Annotated in this window: 14 protein-coding genes; 4 read left to right on the forward strand and 10 right to left on the reverse strand. The window is 67.8% G+C overall.

The annotated features are described in order from the left end of the window. The 5 genes from ADBZ5N_RS10990 to pheS all read right to left on the reverse strand — a co-directional run. Positions 1-254, reverse strand: a 254-nt coding sequence (locus ADBZ5N_RS10990) for an amino acid kinase family protein (protein ID WP_526257520.1), incomplete at its 3' end; no start/stop codon positions are given. Next, a complete protein-coding gene (gene argJ, locus ADBZ5N_RS10995; protein WP_526257521.1) occupies positions 251-1,483 on the reverse strand; it encodes a bifunctional glutamate N-acetyltransferase/amino-acid acetyltransferase ArgJ in 1,233 nt (410 codons plus the stop codon). The genes ADBZ5N_RS10990 and argJ, both read right to left, overlap by 4 nt. Further along, complete coding sequence (gene argC / locus ADBZ5N_RS11000) at positions 1,480-2,514, reverse strand: N-acetyl-gamma-glutamyl-phosphate reductase (protein ID WP_526257522.1); 1,035 nt, start codon at positions 2,512-2,514, stop codon at positions 1,480-1,482. Before argC ends, argJ begins: the two co-directional genes overlap by 4 nt. A 48-nt stretch (positions 2,515-2,562) precedes the next feature. Continuing rightward, entirely contained in the window at positions 2,563-5,067 is a 2,505-nt protein-coding gene (gene pheT, locus ADBZ5N_RS11005) for a phenylalanine--tRNA ligase subunit beta (protein ID WP_526257523.1), read from the reverse strand. Further along, entirely contained in the window at positions 5,067-6,104 is a 1,038-nt protein-coding gene (gene pheS / locus ADBZ5N_RS11010; protein WP_526257524.1) for a phenylalanine--tRNA ligase subunit alpha, read from the reverse strand. Before pheS ends, pheT begins: the two co-directional genes overlap by 1 nt. Positions 6,105-6,252: 148 nt before the next feature. On the opposite strand from pheS, the gene ADBZ5N_RS11015 reads away from it, so the two are divergent. Then, complete coding sequence (locus ADBZ5N_RS11015) at positions 6,253-7,836, forward strand: FMN-binding glutamate synthase family protein (protein WP_526257525.1); 1,584 nt, start codon at positions 6,253-6,255, stop codon at positions 7,834-7,836. A gap of 4 nt (positions 7,837-7,840) precedes the next feature. Here ADBZ5N_RS11015 and ADBZ5N_RS11020 read toward each other — a convergent pair whose 3' ends face one another. From ADBZ5N_RS11020 to infC, 5 genes are all read right to left on the reverse strand, one after another. Continuing rightward, entirely contained in the window at positions 7,841-8,764 is a 924-nt protein-coding gene (locus ADBZ5N_RS11020) for an adenylate/guanylate cyclase domain-containing protein (RefSeq protein WP_526257526.1), read from the reverse strand. 9 nt (positions 8,765-8,773) lie between these two features. Next, a complete protein-coding gene (locus ADBZ5N_RS11025; RefSeq protein WP_526257527.1) occupies positions 8,774-9,574 on the reverse strand; it encodes a TrmH family RNA methyltransferase in 801 nt (266 codons plus the stop codon). Beyond that, the gene (gene rplT / locus ADBZ5N_RS11030; protein ID WP_526257528.1) at positions 9,571-9,960 is read right to left on the reverse strand and encodes a 50S ribosomal protein L20; all 390 of its coding nucleotides are present in this window, start codon (positions 9,958-9,960) and stop codon (positions 9,571-9,573) included. Before rplT ends, ADBZ5N_RS11025 begins: the two co-directional genes overlap by 4 nt. A 72-nt stretch (positions 9,961-10,032) precedes the next feature. After that, entirely contained in the window at positions 10,033-10,227 is a 195-nt protein-coding gene (gene rpmI, locus ADBZ5N_RS11035; RefSeq protein WP_526257529.1) for a 50S ribosomal protein L35, read from the reverse strand. 42 nt (positions 10,228-10,269) lie between these two features. Continuing rightward, entirely contained in the window at positions 10,270-10,902 is a 633-nt protein-coding gene (infC, locus tag ADBZ5N_RS11040) for a translation initiation factor IF-3 (RefSeq protein WP_526257532.1), read from the reverse strand. 265 nt (positions 10,903-11,167) lie between these two features. Here infC and ADBZ5N_RS11045 point away from each other — a divergent pair, with 265 nt between their 5' ends. The 3 genes from ADBZ5N_RS11045 to ADBZ5N_RS11055 all read left to right on the forward strand — a co-directional run bounded on the left by ADBZ5N_RS11045 (position 11,168) and on the right by ADBZ5N_RS11055 (position 16,350). Further along, the gene (locus tag ADBZ5N_RS11045) at positions 11,168-11,527 is read left to right on the forward strand and encodes a DUF1844 domain-containing protein (RefSeq protein ID WP_526257530.1); all 360 of its coding nucleotides are present in this window, start codon (positions 11,168-11,170) and stop codon (positions 11,525-11,527) included. Between the two features lie 49 nt (positions 11,528-11,576). Continuing rightward, complete coding sequence (gene lysX, locus ADBZ5N_RS11050) at positions 11,577-14,846, forward strand: bifunctional lysylphosphatidylglycerol synthetase/lysine--tRNA ligase LysX (RefSeq protein WP_526257531.1); 3,270 nt, start codon at positions 11,577-11,579, stop codon at positions 14,844-14,846. 85 nt (positions 14,847-14,931) lie between these two features. Next, a complete protein-coding gene (locus ADBZ5N_RS11055) occupies positions 14,932-16,350 on the forward strand; it encodes an alpha/beta hydrolase (protein ID WP_526257533.1) in 1,419 nt (472 codons plus the stop codon). Positions 16,351-16,480: the final 130 nt, after the last annotated feature.

Genomic DNA, 16,480 nt, shown 5'->3' on the forward strand with positions numbered 1-16,480 from the left:
ATGCGGGCGACATCGAGCACCTCAGGCGTAGTAACCCGGAAACCACCCTTGAACTCACCGGCGATGCCGAGTTTGTTCAGCATGGCGCTGATCTGCGGTCCACCGCCGTGGACCACGATTGGGCGGATACCGGCCTTGCGGAGTGCGACCATGTCCCCGGCGAAGGCCGTCTTGAGCGCATCGTCGGTCATCGCATTGCCGCCATACTTGACGACGACGATCTTCTCGCGCAGCACCTCTGCACTCCCCGTCATGAGCTGTATGCCGAGTTCTCTTCGACGTAATCGTGCGAGAGGTCGGTGGTCCGGATGGTCGCGGCGCCGTCGCCGATGTTGAGGTTGATGGTGACCTCGATGCCCGGGCCGGACAGATCGACATCGCGGGCACCAGGGGCGCCGGCACCGTCGACACAGACCGGGAATCCGTTGAACGACACTGCGATCCGAGAAGGATCCAGGGTGAATGGCGCCATCCCGACGGCGGCCAGCACCCGCCCCCAGTTCGGGTCCGATCCGAACAGCGCCGTCTTGACCAGGCTGTCCCTGGCGACCAGTCGGGCTGCAGTCACCGCCTCGGCTTCGCTGGGCGCACCGGTCACCGTGATCGCAACCCGCTTGGTGGCTCCCTCAGCGTCGGCCTGGAGTTGCGCGCACAGGTCGTCACACACCCGCAGGACTGCATCGTCGAGGTGCTCCTGGGTGGGCTGGATCTCGCTGGCGCCGGAGGCGAGCAGCAGAACGGTGTCGTTGGTCGAGCAACTGCCGTCGACATCGAGGCGGTCGAAGGTCTGGGCCGTCGCACGACGCAGGGCGGCATCGAGCGCGGCTGTGTCGGCGATTGCGTCGGTGGTCAGCACGACCAGCATGGTGGCCAGCGACGGAGCCAGCATTCCCGCACCCTTGGCCATCCCGCCGACTGTCCAGTTCTCCCCGGAATCCATGGAGTGATGCAGCGCAACCTGTTTGGGAACGGTATCGGTCGTCATGATGGCACGGGCCGCGTCGTCGCCGCCGTGCAGTCCGCCGGCTAATTCGTGGACGATCTCGGTGATCCCGGCCAGCAGTCGGTCCATCGGCAACCGGTCACCGATCAGGCCGGTCGAGCAGATCGCAACCTCGACTGGTCCGGTCTCGGTGCCCCAGTTCGACAGCGCCGCCGCGACCGCTTCCGCGCTCGCGTGGGTGTCCTGAAAACCCGCCGGGCCGGTGCAGGCATTGGCGCCGCCTGAGTTCAGCAGCACCGCGCGCAGTCGCCCGGTGGTCAGCGCCTGGCTGGTCCACAGCACCGGTGCGGCCTTGACCTGGTTGCGGGTGAAGACCCCGGCCGCGGCGTAGTCCGGCCCCTCGTTGAACACCAACGCCAGATCGGGGGCGCCACTGGCCTTGATGCCCGCAGCGATGCCGGCGGCACGGAAGCCGGCAGGTGCGGTGACGCCCTGATTGCGCAACAGGCGGACGGCTGCTGCTGGATATCGTCCGGTCACGGCGCTAGTCCCACCACCGAGAGACCCTGGGTCTCAGGCCAACCCAACGCGAGGTTCATCGACTGCACCGCTGCCCCCGCCGTGCCCTTCACCAGATTGTCGATGGCACACACGGCGACCAGGACACCGGCGTCGCCGTCGACCGCCACCGCAAGATGGGCGGCGTTGCTGCCGATCACCGAACCGGTGCGGGGCAGCTGCCCCTCCGGCAGCAGATGGACGAACGGTTCTGCGGCATAGGCTTTCTCGTAGGCGGTGCGAATTTCAGACACCGGCGCACAGGTGCGGGCGGTGCAGGTAGCCAGGATGCCGCGGGCGGTCGGAATGAGAACCGGGGTGAACGACACCGTCACGGGCTGATCGGTCACCGCCCGCAGACCCTGAGCGATCTCCGGGGTGTGTCGGTGCACGCCGGCAATGCTGTAGGCCCGCGCCGATCCGATGACTTCCGAGGCCAACAGATCGACCTTGGCGGCCCGGCCGGCTCCGGAGGTGCCGCTGACCGCGACCACGGTGACTGCCGGTTCGACCAGGCCTGCGGCGACAGCGGGGAACAGCGCCAGAAGCGCGGCGGTCGGATAGCAGCCAGGCACCGCGATACGCCGGGCCGTGCATAGCTGTTCGCGGCCGCCGGGAAGTTCGGGCAGCCCGTAGGGCCAACTGCCGGCGTGGTCGGAGCCGTAGAACCGCTGCCAGTCGCCGGCATCGGTCAACCGGAAGTCCGCACCGCAGTCGATCACGATGGTCTCGGATCCGAGTTTCTCGGCGATCTGCGCGGAGTGCCCGTGCGGCAGGGCCAGAAAAACCACGTCGTGTCCGCTCAGCGTCTCGACGTCGGTGAGTTCTAGGACCCGCTCGCTCAACGGCAGCAGGTGCGGGTGATGCTCGCTCAGTGCCGTCCCAGCGCTCGCTGCGGCGGTCAGGGCACCGATCGTCAGGGAGCCGTCCTGGTAGCCGGGGTGGCCGAGCAGGAGCCGCAGGATTTCACCGCCGGCATATCCGCTGGCGCCGGCCACCGCCACTGAAGTCACCGCGCCATTGTGCATGGTTATGCATTCGACTGCAAATTCATGAGGAATTTAGCCCCGCAAGGCAGCGCCGAGCCGATCCGCGGCCGCGGCTACGGCACCGTCCCGGGCGGCGCTGGCCTCATCCTCGGTCAGCGTCCGGTCGGCGGCCCGGAACCGCAGGGCCAGAGTCAGCGACTTGCGACCCTCCCCGATCTGCGGTCCGGTGTAGACGTCGAACAGCGACACGTCCTCCAGCAACGGACCAGCACCGTCGCGGACTGCGTCGATGACCGCGCTGGCCGCCACCGCGGCATCGACCACGAGACTGACGTCCTGGAACACCGCCGGGAACGGTGACACCCGCGGCGCGGGCAGCCGACCGCGCACCCCAACGGCGTCGAGGTCGAGTTCCACCGCGCAGGTGCCCCTGGGCAATCCGGAACGCTCGACCACGGCCGGATGCAACTGCCCGGCGTGACCGACGACCCGTCCGTCGACGACCACCTCGGCGCAACGCCCGGGATGCCACGGCAGGTGCTGTGTCGGCCGCAGTTCCGCATCAACCCCGCAGGCCCGGGCGATCGCCCGCACCGCCTCGAACGCGTCGGCCGCTTCGACCGCTCGGCCGGACCCCCACGGTCCGCGCGGCTCGCGCAGACCGCACAGCACCGCAGCCACGTGCACCGGCTGGTGCGGCAATGCGGCGTCCAGCGCGGCGATCTCCTCGTCGGTGGGACGCCGATCGGTGGGAATCAGGTCCACCGGCCGGGTGTGTTCGGTGGGTTGGACCACCTGCGCAATCGAGAACAGGGCGACATCACCGAATCCTCGGGAAACATTGCGGGACAGGGCTTCCAACAGGGCCGGCAGCAGTGTGGTCGCCAGGTCAGGCCGATCGGCCTCCAGCGGATTCAGGACGGCGGTGGTGTTGCGGCGTGGGTCCTCGGCAGGCAGTCCCCACTGGTCGAAAACCCCGGCAGGCAGGAACGGGGTGGTCAGCACCTCGATGAACCCGGACAGCGCGAGGGCCTTGCCGATCGCGCTGCGACGCTTCTGGGCGTCGGTGAGACCGCGTCCGGCCGGTGCGGCCGGCAGCACCGACGGGATGACGTCGAGACCCTCCAGTCGGAGCACTTCTTCGACAAGATCGGCGGGCTGGACCAGGTCCGGCCGCCAACTCGGCGGAGTGACCACCAGGACGGCCGGATCGGCGTCAGCGGTGACCGTAGCCCCGATCTGGGTCAGCCGGCCCGTCGTGGCGCCATCCGGGTAGGTCACACCCGCGGTGCGGTCGGGCAGGTCAACGGGCATGCGCACCGGTGGCGGCGAGAAGTCCTGCCGCGGTGGATCACCGCGCCAGTCGGTGAGCGTGGGCTGCACCGTGCCACCAGCGATATCGGCCAGCAGCGTGGCACAGCGATCAATGGCAGCCACTGACACGGCGGGATCGACGCAGCGCTCATAGCGGCGGCCGGCCTCACTGACCAGATGCAGTCGGCGGATGGTGCGCGACACCGCGGCCGGATCCCAGACCGCAGCCTCCAGCAACACGTCGGTGGTGTTCCCGTCGATCTCGGTGGTGCCCGCGCCCATCACCCCGCCGATCGCCGCGACGGCGACCTCGTCGACGATCAGCACGTCACCGGAATCCAAGCGGCGCTCAACGTCGTCGAGGGTGACGACACTCTCCCCCGGATGCGCGAACCGGACGGCGAACTCGCCACGGATCCGGCTCTGATCGTGAGCGTGCATGGGATGGCCGAGTTCAAGCATCACGTAGTTGGTGACATCGACGGCCGGTGAGATCGGCCGGATACCCGAGAGCATCAGACGCCGCCGTAACCACCACGGCGACTGCGCCTTTGGGTCGATACCGGTGACGGGGCGCAGCGCGAAGCGGCTGACACCGGTGCCCGGTTGGATCGTCACCGGCAGGGCGGGGCCGTCGGCGGGCAGCGCGGGAACGTCTGCGGGGTCGACGAAGTTCAGGTCGTAGGCGCAGGCGATCTCGCGGGCGATGCCCCGCACCGACATGCAGTAGCCGCGATCGGGCGTGACCGACAAGTCGAACACCACGTCGTCGAGGCCGAGGGCCTGGTGAGCGTCGGCACCCGGTTCGGCGGTATCGGGAGGCAGCACCAGAATGCCGGAGTGGTCGGCGCCCAGACCGAGTTCGGCCGCCGAACAGATCATGCCGTCGGAGGTTCGACCGTAGGTCTTGCGGCTGGCGATGTGGAAGTCACCCGGCAGAACGGCGCCCGGCAGTGCCACCACGACCAGGTCACCGACCGCGAAGTTCGTTGCACCGCAGACGATGTCGCGGTCGGCCCCACCACTGGATCCCGCACCGACATCCACGGTGCAGGCCCGGATCGGTTTCTTGAACTCGGTCAGTTCCTCGATACCGGTGACCCGGCCGACCCGCAAAGGCCCGCTGACCGGTCCCACCGTGATGACGTCTTCGACTTCGTGGCCGACCCGGATCAGCGCCTGCTCCAGATCGTGCGGGTCGACATCCCACCCGGGAGCGCCGACCTGCACCACCTCGCGTAACCAGCTGTAGGGAAGCCGCATTACAGACCGACCCCGAACGGCAGTGAGAATCGAACGTCTCCCTCAACAATGTCACGCATATCGGGAATGCCGTTGCGGAACTGCAGGGTTCGTTCCAGGCCGCAACCAAAGGCGAAGCCGGAGTAGACCTCCGGGTCTATACCGGCGGCGCGCAGCACGTTCGGGTTGACCATTCCGCAGCCGCCCCACTCCACCCAGCCGGGACCGCCCTTCTTGTTCTCGAACCAGATGTCGACCTCGGCTGACGGCTCGGTGAACGGGAAGAAGTGCGGACGCATCCGGGTCCGGGCGGTCGGGCCGAACTCCGAGCGCGCAAAGGCATCCAGGGTTCCCCGCAGATGCGCCATGGTCAGTCCGCGATCCACCGCCAGCCCCTCGACCTGGTGGAAGACCGGCGTATGGGTGGAGTCCAGTTCGTCGGTCCGGAAGGTCCGGCCGATGGAGACGATGTACACCGGTAGTTCGCGCTCCAGCAGAGTTCGCACCTGCACCGGTGAGGTGTGGGTGCGCAGGAGTTGCCGTGAGCCCTCCGGCGCGATGTGGAAGGTGTCGGATTCGCTGCGCGCCGGGTGGTCGGGCCCGAAGTTCAGCGCGTCGAAGTTGAACTGCTCGCTTTCCACCTCGGGGCCTTCGGCCAGCTCCCAGCCCATCGCCACGAAGGTGTCCGCAATGTGCTCGGCCAGGATCGTGATGGGGTGACGGGCTCCAAGGGGTTGCCGGGTGGAGGGCAACGTGACGTCGATGGCCTCGGCGACGAGCACCGCCGCGTCACGCTCGGCACGCAGCACCGCAACGCGCTCGTCGTAGCCGGCCTGGGCTTCGGTCCGCGCGACGTTGACTCGTTTGCCGGCGTCGGCGCGTTGGTCCTTCGGCAGCCCGGCGAGGGCCTGGCGGGCCACGGCCAACGGGGAACGATCACCGAGGTGCTCGGTCTTCGCGCGAGCAAGGGAGTCGAGGTCAACTGCCGCGGCGAACGCCCGGCGGGCTGCCTCGACCGCGGTCGCCAGCGCGTCCTGTGACAGCGGTTGCTCACCCACGCGCTGAGATTCTCCTTAGCTGGCCTGGTCTTTCACCGGGACGGGTGTGACCCTAGTGTCACGGAAGTGCCGACCGAAAGATCATAGGTGATGCCAGAATTACGCCTCGCGGGCAATTAACCCGACTGGTCGAGGCAAGGGATGACAGATGCTCAGAGCGCTCATCATCGCGGCGGCGTGGGCGGCAGCGGTGGCCGTGGCGGTGTTGGCCGTCAAGCTGGGCCACACCGGCTGGTGGGTCGGATCGGCGGTGCTGGCGGCACTCGCCGGTCTGGGCACCTGGGACCTGGTCCAGAAGAGCCACTCGATCCTGCGGGCCTTCCCGATCCTCGGCCACGCCCGGTGGATCGCCGAACGTATCCGCCCGGAGATCTACCAGTACTTCGTGGAGTCGAACACCGACGGCGCCCCCTTCGACCGGGAGACCCGTGACGCGATCTACCGGCGGGCCAAAGGAACCAAGGGCGATGAGCCGTTCGGTACCGAGCGCGACGTCACCGCCGTCGGTTACGAATTCCTGCGGCACTCGATGCGGGCCAGGATCGCCACCGATCTGTCCCCCCGGATCCGCCTCGGCGGTCCGGACTGCGCTCAGCCCTACGATATCGCCCTACTCAACGTCTCGGCGATGAGCTTCGGGGCGCTGTCCGGCAACGCGATCGAGGCGCTCAACGGCGGTGCCGCCAAAGGCGGGTTCGCGCACGACACCGGTGAGGGTGCCATCAGTCCGTACCACCTCAAGCACGGCGGTGACCTGATCTGGGAGATCGGTTCGGGGTATTTCGGCTGCCGCACCCCCGACGGGAATTTCGACGCCGAGAAGTTCCGGGATAAGGCGGCGCTGCCGACGGTGAAAGCGATCTCGATCAAGCTCTCTCAGGGCGCCAAACCCGGTCTGGGCGGTGTGCTGCCGGGGGCCAAGGTCACTCCGGAGATCGCCGAGACCCGCGGGGTGCCGGTGGGCCAGACCGTCGTCTCCCCCCCGGCGCACACCGCCTTCCACACCCCGCTGGAACTGATGCACTTCATCGCCACGCTGCGCAGCCTCTCCGGCGGCAAGCCGGTCGGGTTCAAACTCTGCGTCGGCGCCCGCACAGAGTTCCTATCCATGTGCAAGGCCATGTTGCAAAGCGGCATCACCCCGGACTTCATCATCATCGACGGCTCCGAGGGCGGAACCGGTGCCGCACCACAGGAATTCGTCGACCACGTCGGTATGCCGCTGACGGAGGGCCTGATGCTGGCGCAGAACTGCCTGGTAGGAACCGGGCTACGCGAGCACCTCAAGATCGGTGCCTCGGGAAAGATCACCAGCGGCTTCGACATCGTCAAGCGCATCATCCAGGGGGCCGACTTCACCCTCTCGGCGCGCGGGATGATGTTCGCAGTCGGCTGCATCCAGGCGATGAAGTGCCACACCAACCATTGCCCGACAGGGGTGGCCACCCAGGACCCCGGCCTGGCGCGGGCCTTGCATGTACCGGACAAGATAGACCGAGCCGCCAACTTCCAGCAGGCCGTGGTGGCCAGCGCGGCGCAGATGGTTGCCTCGATGGGCCTGGAGAGCTTCTCGGAGTTAACGCCGTCGATGCTCAATCGCCGTATCGACAGCGCACACAACCGCACCTACGCCGAAATCTACGAATGGCTGATGCCCGGGGAACTGCTGGAGTGCCCTCCGGAGGCCTGGCTGTCGGACTGGATCGAGGCCAGTGCCGAGGAGTTCGTCTGACGCGTCAGTCGGCGTCAACGGCGGACGCTGCCCCGTGGTCGCCGGGCGAATTCTCCCCCGGCGCGGCGCGGCGCGTCGTGAGCCGGTACATCTCCAGATCCGCCGGCACTCCGGCCTGACGCGGGCTGAACACCTGGCGGCGTACCCGTTTCACCGTCGTGCCGAGCAATTCCAGTTCGTGCGGCGGGATCGCCGCCAGTGTCGCTTCGGAGACAATCAACCCGCCCCGGGTGGCGCGGTCCATCACGCGGGCGGCGATGTTGACGTCCACCCCCAACCAGTCACCGCCGATACGCTGCGGCCGACCGGTGTGAATGCCTGCCCGGATACGGGGCGTATAGCCATCTACCTCAACGGTTTTCACCGCATCACGTGCCGCGATGGTAGCGCGGACGGCGGTCAGCGGATCGGAAAACACCACCATCATCCCGTCGCCCATACGTTTGACGATGTGGCCTCCGGCGTCGAGCAACGGCGGCTCGGCGACCTGGGCGACCCGGCGCAGCAGTCGAAGGGTGGCCTCGTCACCCGCGTGCAGTGACCAGTCGGAGAAGCCGACCAGGTCGGTGAAGACGATGGTGACTTCGGCGTCGACGGGGCGCCCGGACACTCGCTGGGTGAGGGCCTGCCACACCTGCAGGGTGGCCAGGCTCACCTCCCGGGTGGCTGCTTCCCGGTCGGGCAGTAGGCGATCGGCGGCACGGGCAGCGGCCTGCGCGCCGCCGTCCCCGGACCTGGAAAGCGGGTCGCCAAAGTCGGGGTCGCCCGGCAGCTTCTTGCGGGCCAGCCGGATCAGGCTGACAACATCGGGATTGCGGTTGACGTTCTGGAACCAGCCGGCGGGACCGCCGCGGGCCGGCGTGTTGCCCGCTGGGGCGGCAACATCATCATCGGTCCCGGGATGATCGCCGTTGGCGTCGCCGTCCACGCGGCCAGCCTAGGGCAACCGGTTTGAGTGCCTGCGCTGCGCCCGTGCGCTCTGGTAGAGGCAGATCGCCGCGGCCACCGCCACGTTGAGACTGTCGACACCCCGCGCCATGGGGATGACGACCCGGTGATCGGCCCGAACGGCGATTTGGTCGGACAGTCCGTGCGCCTCGCGCCCGAAGATCCACGCCGTCGGGGCGCCGAGCAGATCGTCGTCGGCGTCGTCAAGGCTCAGTTCACCGGTCAGTGTGGTGGCCAGCACCCTGATGCCACCGTCCCGCAGTCGGTCTATGAGGCCGACGGTGTCGGCCTCGAGGGCCACGGGCACCGTGAAGATGCTGCCGGCCGAGGAGCGGACACACTTGCCGTTGTAGGGGTCGACCGCGTCACCGGAGAACACCACCACCGCCGCACCCATGGCGTCGGCCAGCCGGATCAGCGTCCCCGCGTTGCCGGGGTCGGCGATATCGGCGCCGATAACGATGATCCCGGGATTGCCAGCCAGGATTGCACCGAGGTCAGGGGCCTGGCGGGTACACACGCCGACCAGGCCGGCCGGTGTGACCGTCTCCGACAGCGACTTCATCGCGCGGTCGGTGACGACCGACAGTGCCAGCCCGGTCAGCATCGGCCGGTAGCGCTGCGCCGCCACCTCGGTGGCGAACACTTCCTCGACAGCGCCCGCGCGGGCCGCCGCCTCGATCAGGTTGGGGCCTTCGGCCAGGAACCGACCCGACGCGGTCCGCTCAGCGCGGCGCTGCAGCTTGGCCGCTCGAGCCACCCGAGCGGAACGCTCGGACAGTGCTGTCACGCAGCCTCACCGGACGGGGCGTTCACATCCCCAGGCAGTGCGGCGCGGGCCACCTTAACGAGCGCGCTGAACGCAGCAGCGTCGCTGACGGCGATCTCGGCGAGGTTCTTGCGGTCTACTTCCACCCCGGCAGCCTTCAGACCCTGAATCAGCCTGTTGTAGGTGATGTCATTGGCACGGGCAGCGGCATTGATCCGGGCGATCCACAGTTTGCGGAAGTCGCCCTTGCGGGCACGCCGGTCGCGGTAGGCGTAGGTCAGCGAATGCAGTTGCTGCTCTTTGGCCTTCCGGTAGAGCCGCGAGCGCTGGCCGCGGTAGCCCTTGGACGCCTTAAGGACGGTGCGCCGCTTCTTCTGGGCGTTGACTGCGCGTTTGACGCGGGCCATGGGTGTTCCTCTTCTCGTTCGGTCACGGAATTCAAGTCGTGGTCGCCGGCGGGGCCGGCTTGTGGATCGGGGTCAGCCGTTGAGCATCTTGTTGACGCGTTTGGTGTCGTTCTCGGCGACGACGGTCCGGCCGTCGAGACGACGCGTCCGCTTACTCGGCTTGTGCTCGAGCAGGTGGCGGCGGTTCGCCTTCTGGCGCACGATCTTTCCGGTGCCGGTGCGGCGGAAGCGCTTGCTGGCGCCGCTGTGTGACTTGGCCTTGGGCATGGTGTCCTCAGTTCTCCTCGGTTGAGCGGTGGTGATCAGTTCTCAGTCGGTGGCAGCGGCCGTGTCAGGACCGGCGGCGGTCTGCGGGACCTCCGGACTCTCCGGGCTGTCCGGTCGGGCCGGACCGGCGGTGGCTTGCTGGGCCGCCCTGGCACGCGTCTTGGCGCCACGGTGTGGGGCCAGCACCATCGTCATATTGCGTCCGTCCTGCTTGGCCGATGTCTCGATGAAGCCGTAGTCGGCGACGTCGGCGCCCAGCCGTTGCAACAACCGGTACCCGAGTTCGGGCCGGGACTGTTCACGGCCGCGGAACATGATCGTCACCTTGACCTTCGACCCCGCCTCCAGGAAGCGGATGACGTGACCTTTCTTGGTCTCGTAGTCATGGGGGTCGATCTTGGGGCGAAGTTTCTGCTCCTTGACGACGGTCTGCTGCTGGTTCTTGCGAGACTCGCGCGCCTTCTGTGCCGTCTCGTATTTGAACTTGCCGTAGTCCATGATCTTGCACACCGGCGGTTTAGCGTCCGGGGCTACTTCGACAAGGTCAAGATCGGCATCCGCGGCGACGCGGAGAGCGTCCTCGATGCGCACTATGCCTACCTGCTCCCCACCTGGCCCGATCAATCGGACTTCAGGAACGCGGATACGCTCGTTGACGCGGGTCTCAGTGCTGATGGGGCCTCCCTGGTCGGTGTTTCCGGTCGGCCGTCCACATATCCGGGACAGCATCAGCAGAAACCACGCCACCAGCGAAAAGGCCCTGCATGCAGCAGGGCCCGAGCCGACCGATCACAGCGCTTCGCCGCCTGCGTCTGGCGCAGAACAGGTACCCGGGGGTACCTGTGACCGGACCGCCCGGCCTGAGGCCGGCGGTGGGAGTGGGACTCCACTTGCTGTCCTGGCATATGCCTGGACGGTCGTCCGTGCGAGTCTAGCAGGCATGACGGATAACCCTGCCACCGCAGAACGGACTGATGCACCGCATCGCGAACTGGCCGATATCCCCGCCATCGAGGTGATCAGCCGGGCGGCGGTCATGTTGATGAGCGCCGCGGCCGAGAAGATCGGTCTGGCCGCGCCGGATCCCGACGTCAGCGAGCACCGCGATCTCGATGAGGCGCGCCGGTTGATCAACGCCTATGCCGGCCTGTTGGATGGCTCTGCAGGGTATCTGGGGCCGCACGCCCAGCCGATGAAACAGGGGTTGCGCAGCCTGCAACTGGCGTTCCGCGAGGCGAGCGCGGTGCCAGATGAACCCGGCCGCGGTCCCGGCGAGAAGTACACCGGACCGGTCGGCTGACGCGGCGAACCACACCGCATCTCCGGGTGTCGGCTTATTCTGGCGGCCTATGACGGTCACCAGCAGCCGGAGCAGAACCCGTACGTCGTTGCCCCGTACACCTTTGCACTGGGTGCCCGCCGCGACCGGGTGGATCCTGGGCGTGATCGCCATCGCGTCGTTGCTGTCCAGCGTGTCGCCGACCATCCGGCATCTCACCAGGGTGCCGCGCGAGTTCACCGACAAGTACCTGTTCAACTTCCCCGACACCAGCTTTGCGTGGGCCTTTGCCTTGGCGGTGATGGCCGGTGCCCTGGCTGCCCGGAAGCGGATCGCGTGGTGGGTGCTGGTGGGCAACCTGGTGCTCGCCGTCGGCCTTGACGTCGCCTCGCTCACCGAGCGGGACGGCACCAAACTCGAAGACGTCGGCGAGTTCCTCGGCCTGACAGTCCACGGCGCCGCATTGGCGATTGTGCTGCTCGCCCGCCGGGAGTTCTGGGCCAAGGTGCGCCGCGGAGCGCTGCTCAAAGCCGCGGCGGTCCTGGTTGCCGGCAACGTGATCGGCATTCTGCTGGCCTGGGGGCTGCTGGAGTTGTTCCCGGGGTCGCTGCAGCGTGACTACCGGCTGCCGTACGCGGTCAACCGGGTCAGCGGTTTCGCGGTGGCCACCCCGGACTTGTTCGCCGGCAAGCCCAATGTCTTGCTCAACGCCCTGTTCGGGCTGTTCGGTGCGCTGGCGCTGATGGCCGCCGCCGTGGTGCTGTTTCAGTCTCAGCGCGCCGAGAACGCGCTGACCGGTGAAGACGAACTCGCCATCCGGGGGCTGCTGGATACCTGGGGCAAGAACGATTCGCTGGGCTATTTCGCCACCCGTCGCGACAAGTCGGTGATCTTCGCGCCCAACGGACGCGCCGCGATCACCTACCGGGTGGAAGTCGGCGTCTGCCTGGCCAGCGGCGACCCGGTCGGCGATCCGCGGTCCTGGCCGCAGGCTATTGCGGCCTGGCTGGAACGGTGCAGCGACTACGGATGGGCGCCCGGGGTGATGGGCGCGAGTTCCACCGGCGCGCAGGCCTACCGGGAGGCCGAATTAAGCGCGTTGCAACTGGGCGACGAGGCGATCCTCTACCCGGACAGGTTCCGGCTCTCCGGCGCCGAGATGCGGGGGGTCCGCCAAGCGGTGACGAGGGCGCGAAGAGCCGGACTGACGGTGCGGATGCGCCGCCACCGCGACCTGAGCGCCGACGAGATGGTTCAGGTCGTCGCACGGGCCGACAGGTGGCGAGACACCGAGACCGAACGCGGATTCTCGATGGCGCTGGGCCGCCTCGGCGACCCTGCCGACGGCGACTGCCTGCTGGTGGAGGCCCTGCGAGCCGAAGGCACCGACGACCCGGTCGTCGGAATGCTCTCGTTCGTACCGTGGGGCGCCAGTGGTCTGTCACTGGACTTGATGCGCCGCTCACCGCAATCCCCGAACGGCACGGTCGAGTTGATGGTCAGCGAATTGCTGCAACACGCCGACACCGTTGGGGTGAACCGGGTTTCGCTGAATTTCGCCATGTTCCGGTCGGCGTTCGAGGAGGGCTCCCGATTGGGTGCCGGTCCGGTGGCCCGGCTGTGGCGGGCGCTACTGGTGTTCTTCTCCCGGTGGTGGCAACTGGAAACGCTGTACCGCTCCAACATGAAATATCAACCCGAGTGGGTGCCGCGGTTCGCCTGCTACGAGGACACCCGGCTGATACCCCGGGTTGGGGTGGCCTCCGTCATCGCCGAGGGATTCCTGGTCCTGCCGTTTTCCCGCCGGGCCAAGCAGCACACCGGGCAGCACTCGGCGGTGCCGCACCAGATCATCGCGGACGCCCCTGTGGGCCAGATCGACGAGACCCCCGAACAGCGGCTACCCGAACAGGTACGGGTGCGGATGGCCAAACTGCAGGCACTGCAGGAGCAGGGCATCGACGCCTACCCGGTGGGCAGTCCGCCGACCCACACGGTCGCCGCGGCGATCCGCGCCGCCGACGACACCCCGGTCGTCGTCTCCGGGCGTGTACTTCGCACCCGCGACTACGGCGGGGTGACCTTCGCTACCCTGCGGGACTGGTCCGGTGACGTCCAACTGCTTCTGGACAAAGCGGCGACCGACGGAGCGGACTTCGCCGGCGTCGACCTCGGCGATCTAATCGAGGTGACCGGCCGGATGGGCTACAGCCGCAACGGAACCCGATCCGTGCTGGTCAGCCGGTGGCGCCTACTCGGCAAGTGCCTTCGGCCGCTGCCCGACAAGTGGAAGGGACTGTCCGATCCGGAGGCGCGCGTGCGCGCCCGCTACGTCGACCTTGCGGTCAATCCGACGGCCCGCGATCTGATCCGGGCCCGCAGCGAAATATTGCGATCGATTCGGGAGACGTTGTTCGCCAAGGGTTTCCTGGAAGTAGAGACGCCCATCCTGCAGCAGATCCACGGCGGCGCCAACGCCCGCCCGTTCCAGACCCACATCAACGCCTACGACCTGGATCTGTATCTGCGGATCGCACCCGAGCTCTATCTCAAGCGGCTCTGCGTCGGCGGCGTGGAACGTGTATTCGAACTTGGCCGGGCGTTCCGAAACGAGGGTGTGGACTTCAGTCACAACCCAGAGTTCACCCTGTTGGAGGCCTATCAGGCGCACGCCGATTACCTGATTTGGATTGACGGCTGCCGGGAGCTGATCCAGAACGCCGCGACGGCGGCCAACGGTTCTCCGGTGGTCATGCGCCCAGGCCCGGACGGCCCTGTGCCGGTGGACATCTCCGGGCGCTGGCCGGTCAAGACGATCCACGACGCGGTGTCGGAGGCCTTGGGACACCACATCGACCCGGACACCGAACTGGACACCCTGCGCCGCCTGTGCGACGACGCCGGTATCCCCTATCTCAGTCACTGGGACGCCGGCGCGGTGGTGCTGGAGTTGTACGAGCGACTGGTCGAGGAACGCACCGAGGAACCCACCTTCTATACCGACTTTCCCACCTCGGTGTCGCCGTTGACCCGGCCGCACCGGAGCCGACCCGGGGTCGCCGAGCGGTGGGACCTGGTCGCCTGGGGGGTGGAACTGGGCACCGCCTACAGCGAACTCACCGATCCCGTCGAGCAGCGCCGCCGACTGCAGCAACAATCCATGCTCGCCGCCGGCGGCGACCCTGAGGCGATGGAACTCGACGAGGACTTTCTGACGGCCATGGAGTACGCCATGCCGCCCACCGGCGGCCTGGGCGTCGGTGTGGACCGGGTCGTCATGCTCATCACCGGCCGCAGCATTCGCGAGACCCTGCCGTTCCCGCTGGCAAAGCCGCGCTAACCTGCCAGATGTGACACCTTCCACAACGAGGGTCGACGCCACGCTCGCGGAGCCGATCGGCCTGTTCCGCGATCACATCTCCCTGATGCACGGCTGGGTTCCGCTGACCGCCCAGGTCCTGGCCGGGGTTCTCCTGGTGCTGGCGATCGGATGGCGCACTCGGCGTTGGCGATTGGCACTACTGCCCGGCGCGGCGGCGTTCGGCGTTGCGCTGGTCGCGATCGCGCACTGGAGTATCGCCTCCAACGGTCTTTCCGGTGAGCCCGCGCCACGACAACTCTGGCTGTGGGTGGGCCTGACTGGTCTGGCCGTGGCGGTCGCGGTCCTCGGTTGGCGTTCGGCACTGCGGTGGCGGCGGGTCGTTTCGGTCCTGGCGGTGCCCATGTCGGCTGTGTCGGCGGGGTTGATGCTCAACCTGTGGGTGGGCTACTTCCCCACCGTCCAGACCGCATGGGGTCAGCTGACGGGCGGTCCGCTTCCCGGTCAGACCGATCCGGCCACTGTCGCCACAATGATTGCCACGCAGAGCGTTCCGGCCAAAGGCAAGGTGGTGCCGGTCACCACGCCGTCAGATGTGTCGAAGTTCAAGCACCGCGGTGAACTCGTGTACCTGCCGCCGGTGTACTTCTCCAGCAATCCCCCACCGACGCTGCCGACGGTGATGATGATCGGCGGGCAGTTCAACACTCCGGCGGACTGGATCCGCACTGCAAACGCAGTGCACACCATCGACGAGTTCGCCGCCCGGCACGGCGGCAACGCCCCGGTGTTCGTCTTCCCCGACTCCGGCGGTGCGTTTAACAACGACACGGAATGCGTCAACGGGGTGCGGGGCAACGCCGCAGACCACCTGACCAAAGAGGTGGTACCGCACATGATCGAGAACTTCGGCGTGAGCGCGGATCCGGCGCACTGGGGTGTGGTCGGCTGGTCCTCCGGTGGCACCTGCGCGCTGAACCTCACCGTGAAGTACCCCGACCTGTTCAGTGCGTTCGTCAACATCGACGGCGATCTCGCCCCGAACGCCGGGACCAAGATGCAGACAATCGACCGTCTCTACGGCGGCAACGCCGAGGCCTGGAACGACTGGGATCCGGCCACCGTGATGGCCCGGCACGGCGACTACGACGCAGTGGCCGGCTGGTTCGCGGTCTCCGAACCGCCGGGCAGCGTCGGACCGGCGCTATCCGGGGCGGATCTGCAGGGCCTGCCCGAGGAGACCAACCCGGCCGGCAATCCCTCGTCGGCGGCCCGCACCCTGTGCCGAATCGGCAGCGAATACGGCATCGACTGCGCCGTGGTTCCCCAATCGGGCAAACACGACTGGCCTTTCGCGGCCCAGGCGTTCCGAAATTCGCTGCCGTGGCTAGCCGCCCAGATCGGCACCCCCGACGTTCCTGAGGTGGCGCTGCCGGGCACGTCGTCGCAGCCAGAGGGCGTCACAATCGCCGCCGAGGCGGCCGCGGAGGGCACACCCGCACCGCGCCCGACGGGGGTACGGTAAGCCTCATGGCCGACGACTTCACCTCTGATCAGCCCGCCGGTGAGCGCCCCCCACCTTCCTCGAACCAGACCGAGAAGAACCAGACCAAGCCCGCCGGCAAGGACGCCGACTCAGGGTCCGCAGTGTCAGG

The organism is Mycobacterium sp. (genome assembly GCF_044370595.1).
Lineage (GTDB): Bacteria > Actinomycetota > Actinomycetes > Mycobacteriales > Mycobacteriaceae > Mycobacterium.